This window comes from Roseateles sp. DB2 (assembly GCF_051857535.1).
Taxonomy (GTDB): domain Bacteria; phylum Pseudomonadota; class Gammaproteobacteria; order Burkholderiales; family Burkholderiaceae_C; genus Roseateles_B.
Map to the genome: position 1 here is coordinate 17,296 of NZ_JBPZGY010000004.1, position 14,348 is coordinate 31,643.

Consider the following 14,348-nt stretch of genomic DNA (forward strand, 5'->3'; position numbering starts at 1 on the left):
GCGTTTTGGCTGGCGCCGAAACGCCGGGGTCATTGGGGAGCGTTACATGAACAAGTGCTCGCCGGCGTTTTGGCTGGCGCCGAAACGCCGGAGTCATTGGGGAGCGTTACATGAACAAATGCTCGCCGGCGTTTTCTCCCCCCAGAATCACATAGTTCACCTTGCGCAGATCGACCAGTTGGCGGCCGCCTGCGTAGGAGATGGAGCTCTGGAGGTCCTCGCGCATTTCCCGCACGGTGTCGGCAAAGCGGCCCTTGACGGGCTCCAGGATGCGCTTGCCCTCGACATGCTTGTACTCGCCCTTGTTGAAGTCCGAGGCCGAGCCGTAGTACTCCTTGTAGAGCTTGCCGTCGACTTCCACCGTGTTGCCAGGCGACTCTTCATGGCCGGCAAAGAGCGAACCCACCATCACCATGGAGGCGCCGAAGCGCACGCTCTTGGCAATGTCGCCGTGATGGCGGATGCCACCGTCCGCGATGATGGGCTTGGTGGCCACGCGGGCGCACCACTTGAGCGCCGAGAGCTGCCAGCCGCCGGTGCCGAAGCCCGTCTTGAGCCGGGTGATGCAGACCTTGCCGGGACCGATGCCAACCTTGGTTGCGTCCGCGCCCCAGTTTTCCAGGTCGATCACGCCCTCAGGCGTGCCCACGTTGCCGGCAATGACGAAGGTGTCCGGCAGCTTCTGCTTGATGTGGGCAATCATGTGCTGCACGCTGTCGGCATGGCCATGCGCGATGTCGATGGTGATGTAGTCAGCCCCCACGCCTTCGGCGGCGAGGCGGTCGATCAGGGCGTAGTCCGCCTCCTTCACGCCCGAGCTGATCGAGACAAAGAGGCCTTTGTCGCGCATGGCGCGGGCATAGGCCACGGCGTCCAGATCGAATCGGTGCATCACGTAAAAGTAGCCGTTGGCGGCCAGCCATTCGGTGATGTGCTCATCCACCACCGTCTTCATATTGGCCGGCACCACCGGCAGCTTGAAGCGGCGCGGGCCAAAGTCGATGGAGGTGTCGCATTCGGCGCGGCTCTCCACACGGCACTTGCGCGGCAGGAGGAGGATGTTGTCGTAGTCGAAGATTTCCATGGTTCAAGGGATTCGCATTGCGGCGTGCGTTGGTGCAGTGCACGGCCTCGGCTGCGAGCGCTTGACTTGGAGTCCCGGTCAGAACTTTGTGGGGCCGCGAGGCCTTGCAGCAGGGCAAGGTGCGGGCACAAAAAACCGGGCGCCAAAATTTGGGCCCGGTGATTGATTCTACGCGGAATGGGTGTCCATGGTGCAAGCCGATCTGGGGGAAGCCGCCAATGGAGCCGCCAAACCCCCTCGCTACACTTGCCTGCTTCAGCAGGCGCCCCAGGTGCCGCCCACAGGATTTGTCCATGCATGCAGTCGTCATCAGCGGCACCGGCCTTTACCAGCCGCCGCACACCATCAGCAACGCCGAGCTGGTCCAGGCTTTCAACGCCTACGTGGACCGCCACAACGCCGAGCAGGCCGAGGCCATCGCTGCCGGCCAGGTGGAAGCCCTGGCCCATTCCAGCGTGGAGTTCATCGAGAAGGCCTCGGGCATCAAGCAGCGCTATGTGCTGGAGAAGGACGGCGTGCTGGATCCGGCCCGCATGTACCCTCGCTTCGCCGAGCGCCCGGACGACGCACTCTCGCTGATGGCCGAGATCGCCGTCGACGCCGCCCGCCAGGCCCTGGCCGCTGCCGGCAGAGAGGGCAAGGCCGTGGACATGGTCATCTGCGCCGCGGCCAACATGCAGCGCGCCTACCCGGCCATGGCCATCGAGATCCAGCAGGCGCTGGGGGCGGGCGGTTACGGCTTTGACATGAACGTGGCCTGTTCCTCAGCGACCTTTGCGCTGGAGCAGGCCTACAACGCCGTGCGCAGCGGCGCCTCGCGCTGCGCGCTGGTGGTGAACCCCGAGATCACCTCGGCCCACCTGGAGTGGAAGGACCGCGACTGCCATTTCATCTTTGGTGACGTCTGCACCGCGCTGGTGGTCGAGCGTGCCGAAGATGCCGTGGCAGCCGAGTGCTGGGAGGTGCTGGGCAGCAGGCTGGCCACGCAGTTCTCCAACAACATCCGCAACAACTTCGGCTTCATGAACCGCAGCGAGGACAGCGACCCGCAGGCCCGCGACAAGACCTTCCGCCAGGAGGGGCGCAAGGTGTTCAAGGAAGTGGTGCCTGTGGCTGCGGCCCACATCGAGGGTCATCTCGGCGAGCTGGGCCTGGAAACCACCGCGGTGCGCCGTTACTGGCTGCACCAGGCCAATCTGGGCATGAATCAGCTGATCGTCAAGAAGCTGGTGGGTGGTGAGGCCGGCTCGGACGCGGCTCCGCTGATCCTGGACGAGTTCGCGAATACAGCCTCGGCCGGTTCCATCATTGCCTTTCACCGCCATCGGGCCGACCTGCAGCCGGGCGACACCGGCGTGATCTGCTCTTTCGGCGCGGGCTACTCGGTGGGCAGCCTGTCAGGATGCAGGAAAAAGACGAATGCTGGAGGGAGGCGCAACCATGGATCAGTCGGCAGCAAGGCAGTTGGCGTGGCGGCATTTGAGTGCGCTGGCCCTGGGGCTTGCGCTGGCCTGGGGGCTTGCCGGGGCTGCTTTGGCGCAATCCGCGCTGCCCACGGAGCAGGCCCTGGGGGCAGGGGATGCCTGCACCAGGGATCTTGAGGCCATGCCCGGCTTCCTGATGGAGAACGATGCAGGCGCGCGAGACCTGCTGCCTCAACGCGGAGAGCAGGCGCTGGCGGCGGCCCTGCTGCGGGCCCGCGGCGACGCAGCCCAGGTGGCCGACGACAAGGCCTGCCTGGTCCTGCTCAACAACTACCTGAAGCTCTGGCGCAAGGGACATCTGTGGGTGAGCAGCAGCCCGGGCTCGGAGGCGCTTTCCCAGGCCGTGGCCGCCGCTGCCCCGACACAGGAGAGCGCGCCTGCCGCACGCCAGCCGACGCTGCGCCTGCTGACGCCCCGCACGCTGGTCATTCACCTGCCCAGCTTCTCCCCCCCGCACCGAGCCGCGCTGGAGGCCCTGCTGCGCAAGCAGCGTGCAGCCTTGCTGAGCCACCCGAACTGGATCATCGACGTGCGCGACAACGACGGCGGCGCCGACAGCAGCTATGCCCCCCTGCTGCCCTGGCTGCTGGCCGAGCAGCCTGTGAGCGTGGGGGTGGAGTGGCTGTCTACGCCGGCCAATCAGCGCGCGCATGAGCAGATCTGTGCGCGTTATGCGCCGGGAGACGCTGCCTGTGCCCTGTTTGCGCAGTCGGTGCTGGCCGCGCTTCGTGCCGTGCCCGCCGGCAGTTGGGCGCGGGTGCAGGCCGACCGCTTTGTCTACGAGCGCGGCGTGGTGCCCGAGAAGCGTCGGCCTCAGAAGGTGGCCGTGCTGATGGACCGCGACTGCGGCAGCTCCTGCGAGCAATTCCTGCTGACCGTGCGTCAGGGCCTGGGTGTCAAGCTGCTGGGACGCCCGAGCTTCGGCGCACTGGACTACAGCAATATGCGCCCCTTCGCCCTGCCATCAGGGCGCCGCGACCTTTGGTACGCCACTTCGCGCAGCCTGCGCCTGCCGCAGCTGCCTGTGGATGCCAGCGGCGTGCTGCCGGACATCCTGCTGCCCGAGCTGCAGGCGCCCACCGACGCCGCGGCCGAGTTGCAGGCGGTGCAGCGCTGGCTGGAAGGCGGCTCGCTGCAACGCGCGGCCGCCGCGGGCCACGGCAAGCCCTGAGCGAGCGCAGGCCGCCAAGGCGCCAGGCCCGCGTCGGCCCCGCTGCGCCAGTGGCTCAGCGGGCAGGGCGGCTTGGGCAGCCTGCCTTCACGGCGTCGAACTGGTCGCGCCGGAGACGGCCGAGGCCGCTCCTGCCGGCAAGGCCGTGATGCCGATCTGCTGCAGTCCCGCCGGGCCGGCGTATTCCTCGAAGACCCATTCCTGCCCATCCCGTACCAGGCCCTCGCTGGGCGGCTGGAGTTCGGAGGGCGGCACGCCGCGCAGGGCCACTTCCATGAAGCTGATCCAGGCGGGCAGGGCCAGGCCGCCGCCGCTTTCGCGGTCGCCCAGGCTGCGCGGGTTGTCAAAACCTATCCACACGACGGCGGCCATGCGGGGATGGAAGCCGGCGAACCAGGCATCTACCGAGTCGTTGGTGGTGCCGGTCTTGCCGTAGATGTCGGTGCGCTTGAGCTGACCGGCGGCGCGTGCTGCCGTGCCGCGCGTGGTGACTTCTTGCAGCAGGCTGCTGACGATGTAGGCATTGCGGGCCGAGATGGCGGGCTCGCCGTCGACCGCTGGCTGCGACTGGAACAAGACCTGCCCCTTGGCGTCCAGCACACGCTGGATGATCACCGGCTTGCGCAGCTGGCCGCCATTGGCGAACACGGCATAGGCGCCTGCCATCTGCATGGGCGTCACCGACCCCGAGCCCAGGCCCAGGGTGAGGTTGTCGGGCTGCTTGTCCACATCCAGGCCGAAACGTCCGGCCCATTGCCGCGCTCGGGGTGGGCTTACCTGCTCCAGCAGGCGGATGGTGACCATGTTCTTGGATTTCGCCAGCGCCGTGCGCATGGGCATGGGGCCGTCGTAGCTGCCGTCGTAGTTGCGCGGCTCCCAGTTGTCATAGACCAGGGGCGCGTCGTTGATCAGGGTGTTGGGCGTGATACCCAGCTCCAGCGCCGCCGAGTAGACGAAGGGCTTGAAGCTGGAGCCCGGCTGGCGCCAGGCCTGGGTGGCATGGTTGAACTTGTTGCGGTTGAAGTCAAAGCCCCCGACCAGGGCGCGGACCTCTCCGCTGTCCGGCGCCAGGGCCACCAGCGCGCCTTCGGCCTCCGGCGACTGTGTCACGGCCCAGGCACCGTGTGGATACTCCTTGGTGGGCAGGCCACGCAGCACCCGCAGGATGGAACCTCGGCGGACCTGCAGTTCGTGCCTGGCCTTGTCCGACAGGGCATTGCCCAGGGCGCGCAGCCCGTCGCCGCTGATCACCAGCTCGTCACCGCTTTGCAGCGAGGCGTAGAGCTTGCCTCCGGCAACCTTGGTGACGACGGCGGCGCGCAGTTCGTCGTTGTCCGGGTGCTCGGCCAGGGCCTGGGTGATGACGGCATCCTCTTCGCCGGCCTCTTCGGGCAACTCGATGAAGCCCTCCGGGCCGCGCCAGGGACGGCGTCGCTCGTATTCCAGCAGGGTCTTGCGCAGGCCTCGATAGGCCGCCTGCTGCTGGTCCGAGACCAGGGTGGTGTAGACCTTGAGGCCCAGGGTGTAGGACTCCTCGCCATATTGGGCAAAGATCTGCTGGCGCACCAGCTCGGCCACGTACTCGCCATGCAGGCGCTCGTCCTGGCTGCTGCGGATGCGCAGCTTCTCTTCGCGGGCGCGGTCATGCTCCTCGGGCGTGATCACGCCGGTGTCCTTGAGTCGCTCCAGCACCAGCAACTGCCGGCGCTTGGCGCGCTGGAAGTTGGCGACAGGGTTGGCATAGGCCGGGTTCTGGGGCAGGCCTGCCAGCATGGCGGTTTCGGCCACGTCCAGGTCTTTCAGTGACTTGCCGAAGTAGGTCTGCGCCGCCGCCTCGAAGCCATAGGCCTTTTGTCCCAGGTAGATCTGGTTCATGTAGACCTCGAGGATCTTCTCCTTGGGCAGTTGGCTCTCGATCTTCAGGGCCAGCAGCATCTCGACGAACTTGCGACTGTAGAGTTGGCGCTTGGTGAGGTAGAGGTCCCGCGCCAACTGCTGGGTGATGGTGGAGGCCCCCTGCTTGCGGCTGCTGACGGTGTTGCTCAGCAGCGCGCGCAGGATGCCGGTGTAGCTGATGCCGCCATGCTCATAGAAGGCGGAGTCCTCGACGGCCAGCAGCGCATCCTGCATGCGCTTGGGGATGTCCTTCAGCGGAAGGTAGCTGCGGCGTTCGGCGCCGAACTCGCCGATCAGCACCTCGTCCGAGGTATAGATGCGCAGAGGCTGCCTGGGCTGGTAGTCCGTCAGCTTGTCCAGCGAGGGCAGGGAAGGGTAGATGAAAGCCGCCGCGACGCCCAGCAGGAGCAGCAGCGCCAGGGGCAGGCCGAGCGCACACCACAGCAGCAGCCGGCGGTAGGTCCAGCCCTGCTGCTGCGATGGGAACGGGCGTAAGGGCTTTCTGCGGGAGGGGGTCATGGAGAACGGGCAACTCGTCGATGCGCTGGATTATGTGCTCCGGGCGTGCGCGGACCCCGGACCGCTGTGCGCCACCTGGCCGTGCTCGCATGCCGGGTGGGGGGGGCTGCATTCCCGCGGCATGCAGCGGCATGCAGCGGCATCCAGCGGGCAGGGGAGCGTCTTGGGCGCGGGTGTCTCCGGATGGAGTATCGTGCGGGCCCATGCAGACCTTCAGCTTCTTCTGGCATGACTACGAGACCTTCGGCCGCGTGCCGCGCCATGACCGCCCCGCCCAGTTTGCCGGCATTCGCACCGACGCCGCGCTCAACGAGATCGGCGAGCCTCTTGCCCTCTACTGCCAACCCGCTCCGGACTACCTGCCCGACCCCGAGTCCTGCCTGCTGACCGGCATATTGCCCCAGCACTGCCAGGCGCAAGGTGTGCCGGAGCGCGAGTTCGCCGCCCGCATCGAGGCCGCGCTGGCCCAGCCCGGTACGGTGGGTGTGGGCTACAACACGCTTCGCTTCGATGACGAGGTCACCCGCTTCCTCTTCTGGCGCAACCTCATCGATCCCTATGCTCGCGAATGGCAGAACGACTGCGGCCGCTGGGACCTGCTGGACATGCTGCGCTGCACCTTTGCGCTGCGCCCCGAGGGCATCGAATGGCCGCGCCATGAGGATGGCCGCGTCTCCTTCAAGCTGGAGGACCTCAGCCGTGCCAACGGCCTGGCGCATGAGCAGGCCCACGATGCGGTGTCCGACGTGCGGGCCACCATTGCCCTGGCGCGCCTGGTGCGCCAGAAGCAGCCGCGCCTCTTCGACTTCTGCCTCAAGCTGCGCAAGAAGGAGGCTGTCTGGGCCGAGATTGGCGTGAACAGGCCCTTCTGGCACGTCTCAGGCATGTACGGCGTGGAGCGGGGCTGCCTGGCCCTGGTGTGGCCGCTGGCCGCCCACCCGACCAACAAGAACGAGCTGATCGTCTGGGACCTGTCCCAGGATCCCTCCGAGCTGTTCGGCCTGGACGCCGAAGCCGTGCGCGCCCGGCTGTTCACCCGCCAGTCCGATTTGCCCGAGGGGCAGACCCGGCTGCCCATCAAGTCCATCCACGTCAACAAGTCGCCGGTGGTGATCGGCAATCTCGCCACGGTCAGTGACGCCGTGGCTCAGCGCTGGGGCCTGGACAAGACGCAGGCCCTGGCCCATGCCCAGCTGCTGGCCGAGAAAGGCTCGGCGCTGTCGGGGCTGTGGTCGCGTGTCTACCAGCGCGAGCCCCTGCCGCCCCAGGATGTGGACGAAGATCTCTACGGCGGCTTCATCGGCACCGAGGACCGCCGCCAGCTCCAGCGCCTGCGCACCCTGGATGGCACCGCCCTCGCCGAGCGCGTGGCCCACAGCCGCATCGCCTTCGAGGACGGGCGCCTGGAAGAGCTGCTGTTCCGCTACCGGGCACGCAATTTCCCCGACAGCCTCAGCGAGGCCGAACAGGCGCGATGGCAGCAGCACTGCGTGGCCCGGCTGCATGGCGGAGAAGGCGGCGCTCTGAGCCTCGCCGCCTTCTTTGAACGCATTGACGCCCTCGGGGAGCAGTCGGAGGACGAACGCAGCCAAGACATCCTGGGCGCTCTGTATGACTACGCCGAATCCATCGCACCGCCTCTGTGATGCCGGCCGCGCGTCTTGGCGCTGGGGTGTGGCACCACGCCACGCCAGCCTCGCCCATCGCACAGCCCCCGGCGCTGCCCGCTGCGAGGCCAGCATGACAGTCCTCAAGCGGCGGGGCCCCTGCGAGTGTGGGGGTGTCCCTGCTGCAAACTTTGGCGCTTGGGGGCATGATCCCGCCGCAAACCTTCGGAGACTTTGACTTGAAACTGCGCGCCCGACGACTGAGCCTTCCCCTGGTCCTGAGTGTGAGCCTGCTGGCTGCCTGCGGCGGAAAGAGTGAAGAGGAGTTGATGGCCTCCGCCCGGACGGCCCTGCAGCAGCAGGACGCCAAGACGGCCACCATCGAACTGAAGAACCTGCTCCAGAAGAACCCGTCCAGCCCTGAAGGCCGCTTCCTGCTGGGCAAGGCATTGCTGGAGAGTGGCGAGCTGGCCAATGCCGAGATCGAGCTGCGCCGCGCCCTGGAATACAAACATCCTCAGGAGCAGGTGCTCCCCCTGCTGGTCCAGGTCATGCTGAGCCAGGGCCAGTTGAAGAAGGTGCTCAACGACTATGGCAGCACCCGCCTCGCTGAAAAGTCCGCCCAGGCCGCCCTCGATGCGCAGCTGAGCGCGGCCGCCCTGGGCACCGGCGACAAGGAGCGGGCGCGTCAGTTGGCAGATGCCGCCATGGCTGCTGCCCCCGATTCCGAGCAGGCAGGGCTGGCGAAGGCACGCATCCTGTCCAGCCAGCAGTCTTTTGATCAGGCCGTGCAAGGCCTGGACGAACTGCTCAAGGCCCACCCCAAGTCCGTCAATGCCCTGCTGTTCAAGGCCCAGCTTCAGCTGCGTGCACTGAACCAGCCTGAGGAGGCCGCCAAGACCTTCCAGCAACTGCTGGGGGTACGCCCCGATCAGTTCGATGCGCATGACGCCCTGCTGAGCATGGCCCTGGCCCGCAATGATGTGGACGCCGCGCGCCAGCAACTGGCGGCCATGAAGAAGGCCGGCGTGCCTGGCGGGCGGACCGCCCTGTTGGAAGCCAAGGTCGAGATGGCTGCGGGCAACTACAGCCGTGCCAAGGAACTCGTGCAGGCCCTGCGCCGCGCTGCGCCTGAGCATCTGGGCCTGCTGAGCATGGCGGCCATGGCCGAGGCCAGGCTTGGCAATTACAGCGAGGCCGAGGCCTTGTCGGCCAAGGCCGTGCAGTTGGCTCCGCAGTCCGGGCAGTTGCGCTACCAGCATGCCCAGGCCCTGATCAAGTTGCGTCAGCCTGGCAAGGCTCTGGCCGCACTGAAGCCGCTGCTGGACAGCAGCAGCAAGGACAGCGAAGCCCTGGCCCTGGCTGGCCAGGCCAGCATGCTGCTGGGCGAGCAGAAGCAGGCTGAGGACTTCTTCAAGCGGGCGTCCACGCTGCGCCCCGACGACCAACGCTACCGTGCGGCCTTGGCCATTGGGCAGCTCGGTCGAAGTGGAGCCTCCGAGGCCGCGCTGGCCGAGCTCAGCAGCATTGCTGCCAGCGAGAAGAGCGCCGGCGTGGACCTGGCCCTGATCAGTGCCCTGGCTGGCCGCCGCGACTACGTCGGCGCGCTCAAGGCCATCGAGGGCCTTGAGCGCAAGCAGCCCGACTCCGTGGACGTGCCGCTGCTGCGCGGTCGCGTCCAACTGGCGCAGGGCAATCTGGCCGAGGCGCGCAAGTCCTTCGATGCCGTGCTCAAGAAGGACCCCAAGCTGCTGCTGGCCGTTGGTGGCCTGGTCACCATTGACGTCAACGAGAAGAAGCCCGAGCAGGCCCGCGCGCGCCTGGAGTCCTACATCAAGGACAACCCCAAGAATTCCCAGGCCCTGCGCGCCCTGGCCGAGCTGGATGCGCAGCTGGGCAAGCCGCACGATCAAATCCTCAAGACGCTCAACGAGGCGGTTCGCGTCGATCCGAACGACGCCATGGCTCGCGAGATGCAGCTGGACGTGTTGCTGGCCGGGCGCGACGCCAAGCTGGCGCTCAATACGGCGCAGGCGGCCGTGGCAGCGATTCCCAACAACGTCGAGCTGATGGAGCGCTTGGCGCGGGCGCAGCTGGCTGCTGGCGAGAACGGCCAGGCCCTGAGCACTTTTGGCAAGATCACCTCGCTGATGCCGGAGTCTGGTGTGGGTCAATTGGGAACCGCCGGTGTGCTGGTCATCAACAAGGACTACCAGGCGGCGCAGCGTGAGCTGAAGAAGCTGCTGGACGTGAAGCCGGATGACCTGCAAGGCCGCGCCCTTGCCATTCAGGTGGAACTGCAGCTCAAGCGCCCGCAGGAAGCCCTGGCCCTGGCCAAGGACCTCCAGACCCGACACCCCAAGGCGGCTGCAGGCTATCTTGCCGAAGGCATCGTTCAGCAGGAGCTGGGCTCGACCGAACCCGCGCTGGCCGCGATGCGCAAGGCGCTGGCCCTGGAGCGGCCTGGCGAGGCACCGTTGCGCCTGCATGCCCTGCTGCGCAAGGTTCGCCGCTCGGCTGAGGCCGACAGCTTTGCGGAGGGCTGGCTCAAGGCCCATCCAGAGGACATCACCTTTGGCCTCTACCTTGCCGACATGTCGCTGGCCAGCGGCGACTATGCCAATGCCGAGAAGCACTACCGGGCCCTGCTGGCCAAGCGCCAGGACCTGGTGGGGGCGCTGAACAATATGGCTTGGCTGCTGAGCATGCAGAAGAAGCCGGGCGCACTGGACTATGCCGAGAAGGCCTTGGCCCTTGCTCCCGAGCAACCGGCCGTGATGGACACCTATGCCACGGCCTTGGCCGCCGAAGGACAGGCCAAGAAGGCCCTGGAAGTACAGCGCAAGGTCGTGCAGCTGGCGCCTGAGGCGCCTGTCTACCGCCTTGGCCTGGCCCGCTACCTGCTGGCAGCCGGCGAGAAGTCGGCTGCGCGCCAGGAGCTGCAGCAGCTGAGCAAGCAAGGCAAGGCCTTCTCGCAGCAGGATGAGGTCAACAAGCTGCTGGCGGAGGCCAATCGCTGAAGGTGATCGCGGAAGGCCGGCACTGAGGGCAGCCGCTGAAGGCTGTTGCTGAGGGCTGTTGCTGAGGGCTGGTGCTGAGGGCTGGTGCTGAGGGCTGGTGCTGAGGGCTGGTGCTGAGGGCGGCCTCCATCAGTGTCGACCCTTGGGCTGTCGGCTCGGCGGCCATGGTCTGCTTTCTTCTGCAGAGCTATAGGTCGGCGTGTGATGGATGGCCGGGCAGCTCGGCCTGCCGGGGCGGGCCGTCCTCGGTCCTGGGATGACAAGCTTTTGAACCTTGGGGCAAGCCTTGATTGCAGAGTCAAGGTATGACGCCCACTGATCCACCACCCTTACTCTGCCTCAGAGACCCTTATGCATCCGAAACGAGCACAGAAGATGAAGATCGCCAGCCTTGCCTTGAGCCTCAGCCTTTTTTCCTTGCCGGCCTTTAGCGGTGAAGTCCCGGATTCCACGGTCGCCAAGATTCTCGGGCTGCCGTCCGTGAAGCACACCGTCCGGCAAGTTTCCGGGTACGGGCACAAGGCGACGGATGTGGTTTACCAGGATGCCCAAGGCAAGGAAGTACTGACCTTACGCCTGGCTTCCGCGGACCAATTTGCGATGTGGAAGTCCGTAACCGGCATCCAGATGCAGCCGTTTCCAGCGCTCGGTAGCGATGCGTTTCAGTACAAGGAAATTCGAAGCGTCTGCGCAAAGTCCGGTGGTAGTGCTGTCTGCGCGACGCCGGACTTCATGAACAAGTCAAAGCCCATCAGCGATGCACAGCTGGCGGAGCTGATCAAGGCGGCGTTCTGATCCTGGCGCAGCCCTCCACCGTCATCAGCTGAGGGGGGTGGCTGTCACCGGTTCCACCGATCCAGCCTCCTTCATGGGCCTCTCATGCGCATGGCCTTTGCGCATCCTTGGAGGACGTACGAGGGTGCCGCCCCACGTGTCCTTTGGGCGTGCTCCAGGGGAACGCTTCAGGGCGGCGGGCAATCCTCAGTCCTAGCCCCCGCCTCCGCCAGTACGCCTGCGCCCGGCGCAGCCTGCGTACGCCCTGCACGACGCCCGAGGATCCGGCTCTACTGCCCCATGGGCATGCCCTTGGTGAACGTCTCAGTACGGCGTGCAATCCTCAGTCCTAGCCTCCGCCTCCGCCAGTACGCGTGCGCCCGGCGCAGCCGGCGCACGCCCCCGCACGACGCCCGAGGATCCGGCTTTGCCGGTCCTACGGGCGTGCCCCCCTGGGGGGGCGGCCGAAGGCCGTAGGGGGGGGATCAACTCATCCACCAACGGCTGACATGGAAGGTGATGTAGGACGCCAGATAGGCCAGCCCGAAGAGGTAGCCGACCATGATCAGCGGGATCTTCATGCCGCCTGTCTCGCGTCGCACGGCTGCCAGCGTGGCCACGCACTGCGGGGCGAAGACAAACCAGGCCAGCAAAGAGAAGGCCGTGGGCAGGCCCCAACTCTGGGCGATCAGCGGCGCCAGGGCCTGGGCCGTGTCCTCGCCAGTGGCAGCCAGGGCGTAGACCGTGCCCAGGGCACTGATGGCGATCTCGCGCGCTGCCAGGCCGGGCACCAGGGCCAGGCTGATCTGCCAGTTGAAGCCAATGGGCTCGAAGATCACGGCCAGGCCGCGGCCCAGCATGCCGGCAAAACTGTACTGGATGGCTGGTCCCGTGGCGCCTTCCGGCGGCCCAGGGAAGCTGGCCAACAGCCACAGCAGCAAAGTCAGGACCAGGATGATGCCGCCCACGCGCCGCAGGAAGATCACCGCCCGCTGCCACAGCCCGATGGCGATATTGCGCGGGTGCGGCCAGTGGTAGCTGGGCAGTTCCATCATCAGTGGCCGCGTCTGCTGGCCGCTGGTGAAGCGCTTGAGCACCCAGGCCACGGCCATGGCGCCCACAATGCCGGCCAGGTACAGCACGAAGAGCACCAGACCCTGCAGCTGGATGCCGCCCCACAACTGGCGCTGCGGAACGAAGGCGCCGATCAGCAGGGCATAGACCGGCAGACGGGCTGAGCAGGTCATCAGGGGGGCGATCAGGATGGTCACCAGGCGGTCGCGCGGACTGGCGATGGAGCGCGTGGCCATGATGCCCGGGATGGCGCAGGCAAAGCTGGACAGCAGCGGAATGAAGCTGCGGCCTGACAGGCCCACGCTGCCCATCATGCGATCCAGCAGGAAGGCCGCCCGGGGCAGATAGCCAGATTCCTCCAGTACCAGGATGAAGAAGAACAGGATCAGGATCTGGGGCAGGAAGACCAGCACACCGCCCACGCCCGCGATCAGGCCGTCAACGATGAGGCTGCGCAGCCAGCCTTCGGGCATCGCGCCTCCCACCTGGGCGCCCAGCCAGGCGATGGCGGACTCGATCAGGTCCTTGGGCGGCTCGGCCCAGCTGAACACCGCTTGGAACAGGAAGAACAGCAGCACGGCCAGCAGCAGCGGGCCCAGGACCGGGTGCAGCACGAAGCGGTCCAGCTGGTCGCTGGGCAGCTCGGGCGTCTGCTGGTCAAGCCCCAGCTCATGGAGCAGGGCATTGACACGGGCCTGGTCCTGCGGATCGGTGCTGGGTTCGCCCTGGGCCGGGACCTCGGGCCAATGCTCACGCTGGCCCAGCAGCTCTCGCAGCTCGTCCAGGCCTTCGCCCTTGGTTGCCACGGTGCGCACCACGGGCACGCCCAGGGCCCGGGACATCTTCTCGGTATCGATGTGCAGGCCGCGCTTGGCGGCCAGATCGGCCATGTTCAGCGCGACGATGCACGGCAGACCCATGCGCTGCACCGCCAGCACCAGCCGCAGATTGCGGCGCAGATTGGTGGCGTCCAGCACGCAGACGACCAGGTCCGGCCGCTTCTCGCCGACGGCGCGTCCGGCCAGCACGTCACAGGTGACGCGTTCGTCCGGCGAGCGCGGATAGAGACTGTAGGTGCCCGGCAGGTCCAGCAAGCGCAGGCTCTTGCCTTGAGGCGTCTGCACGCGGCCTTCCTTGCGCTCGACGGTCACGCCGGCGTAGTTAGCCACCTTCTGGCGGCTGCCGGTCAGGCGATTGAAGAGGGCGGTCTTGCCGCAGTTCGGATTGCCGACCAGGGCCAGCAGCGGGCCGGCCGGATGCACATGGATGACGGCTTCGCTCATGGGAGCGCCTTTCGCGCTGCGTACTGTCCCGCCAGGCGGGAAAGGGCCCCTTCGGGCCATCGTGCCTTGCTCATGCCAGGGCTTGCTGGCCCAGGGCAGGCGTGCTCGTCAGTTCAGGCGCCTCGTGGGGCAGGGCCAACTCGATGCAGTCGGCCTCGGCACGGCGCAGCGCGAAGGTGGACTGGCCAATGCGAACGACCAGCGGATCAGCCCCCGGCAGACCCTTGGCCAGCACCGAGACATGCTCGCCGCTGACAAAACCGATCTCCTCCAGCCATTGCGGCCACTCCGGCGCATGGGCCGGTGCGTGCAGGGACTTGACCCGGTGGGCCTGGCCGATGCCGGCCTGGGCCAGCGTGAAGGACGGGGCTGCAATCATGGTGTCTGCCGCGAGCAAGGCTCTGGAAACGAATGTTGCCATTCTAAATGAGAAAGA

General features: G+C 66.9%; 8 protein-coding genes and 1 pseudogene. 5 read left to right on the forward strand and 4 right to left on the reverse strand.

Annotated elements, in window-relative coordinates:
- Positions 1–106: 106 nt before the first annotated feature.
- Positions 107–1,084, reverse strand: a complete 978-nt coding sequence (locus ACS5PK_RS07495) for a GMP reductase (protein WP_439439614.1) — start codon at positions 1,082–1,084, stop codon at positions 107–109.
- 293 nt (positions 1,085–1,377) lie between these two features.
- Here ACS5PK_RS07495 and ACS5PK_RS07500 point away from each other — a divergent pair.
- Together ACS5PK_RS07500 and ACS5PK_RS07505 are read left to right on the forward strand one after the other, a co-directional pair.
- A pseudogene (locus tag ACS5PK_RS07500) lies at positions 1,378–2,484 on the forward strand (beta-ketoacyl-ACP synthase III); the annotation flags it as partial.
- Between the two features lie 205 nt (positions 2,485–2,689).
- On the forward strand, positions 2,690–3,739 hold the full coding sequence (locus ACS5PK_RS07505) for a S41 family peptidase (RefSeq protein ID WP_439439615.1): 1,050 nt from the start codon (positions 2,690–2,692) through the stop codon (positions 3,737–3,739).
- 87 nt (positions 3,740–3,826) lie between these two features.
- Here the strand turns inward: ACS5PK_RS07505 and ACS5PK_RS07510 are convergent, their stop codons facing one another.
- Positions 3,827–6,154: a penicillin-binding protein 1A gene (locus ACS5PK_RS07510; RefSeq protein ID WP_439439616.1), complete on the reverse strand. Its 2,328-nt coding sequence runs from the start codon at positions 6,152–6,154 to the stop codon at positions 3,827–3,829.
- Positions 6,155–6,357: 203 nt separating this feature from the next.
- On the opposite strand from ACS5PK_RS07510, the gene sbcB reads away from it, so the two are divergent.
- The 3 genes from sbcB to ACS5PK_RS07525 all read left to right on the forward strand — a co-directional run bounded on the left by sbcB (position 6,358) and on the right by ACS5PK_RS07525 (position 11,576).
- A complete protein-coding gene (gene sbcB / locus ACS5PK_RS07515) occupies positions 6,358–7,800 on the forward strand; it encodes an exodeoxyribonuclease I (RefSeq protein WP_439439617.1) in 1,443 nt (480 codons plus the stop codon).
- A gap of 200 nt (positions 7,801–8,000) precedes the next feature.
- Positions 8,001–10,781, forward strand: a complete 2,781-nt coding sequence (gene prsT, locus ACS5PK_RS07520) for an XrtA/PEP-CTERM system TPR-repeat protein PrsT (RefSeq protein ID WP_439439618.1) — start codon at positions 8,001–8,003, stop codon at positions 10,779–10,781.
- 375 nt (positions 10,782–11,156) lie between these two features.
- Positions 11,157–11,576, forward strand: a complete 420-nt coding sequence (locus ACS5PK_RS07525) for a hypothetical protein (protein ID WP_439439619.1) — start codon at positions 11,157–11,159, stop codon at positions 11,574–11,576.
- A gap of 464 nt (positions 11,577–12,040) precedes the next feature.
- Here ACS5PK_RS07525 and feoB read toward each other — a convergent pair whose 3' ends face one another.
- Positions 12,041–13,912 carry a ferrous iron transporter B gene (gene feoB / locus ACS5PK_RS07530; protein WP_439439620.1) on the reverse strand — a complete coding sequence of 624 codons (1,872 nt, stop codon included), beginning with the start codon at positions 13,910–13,912 and terminating at the stop codon, positions 12,041–12,043.
- Between the two features lie 70 nt (positions 13,913–13,982).
- Complete coding sequence (locus tag ACS5PK_RS07535) at positions 13,983–14,291, reverse strand: FeoA family protein (RefSeq protein WP_285983235.1); 309 nt, start codon at positions 14,289–14,291, stop codon at positions 13,983–13,985.
- Positions 14,292–14,348: the final 57 nt, after the last annotated feature.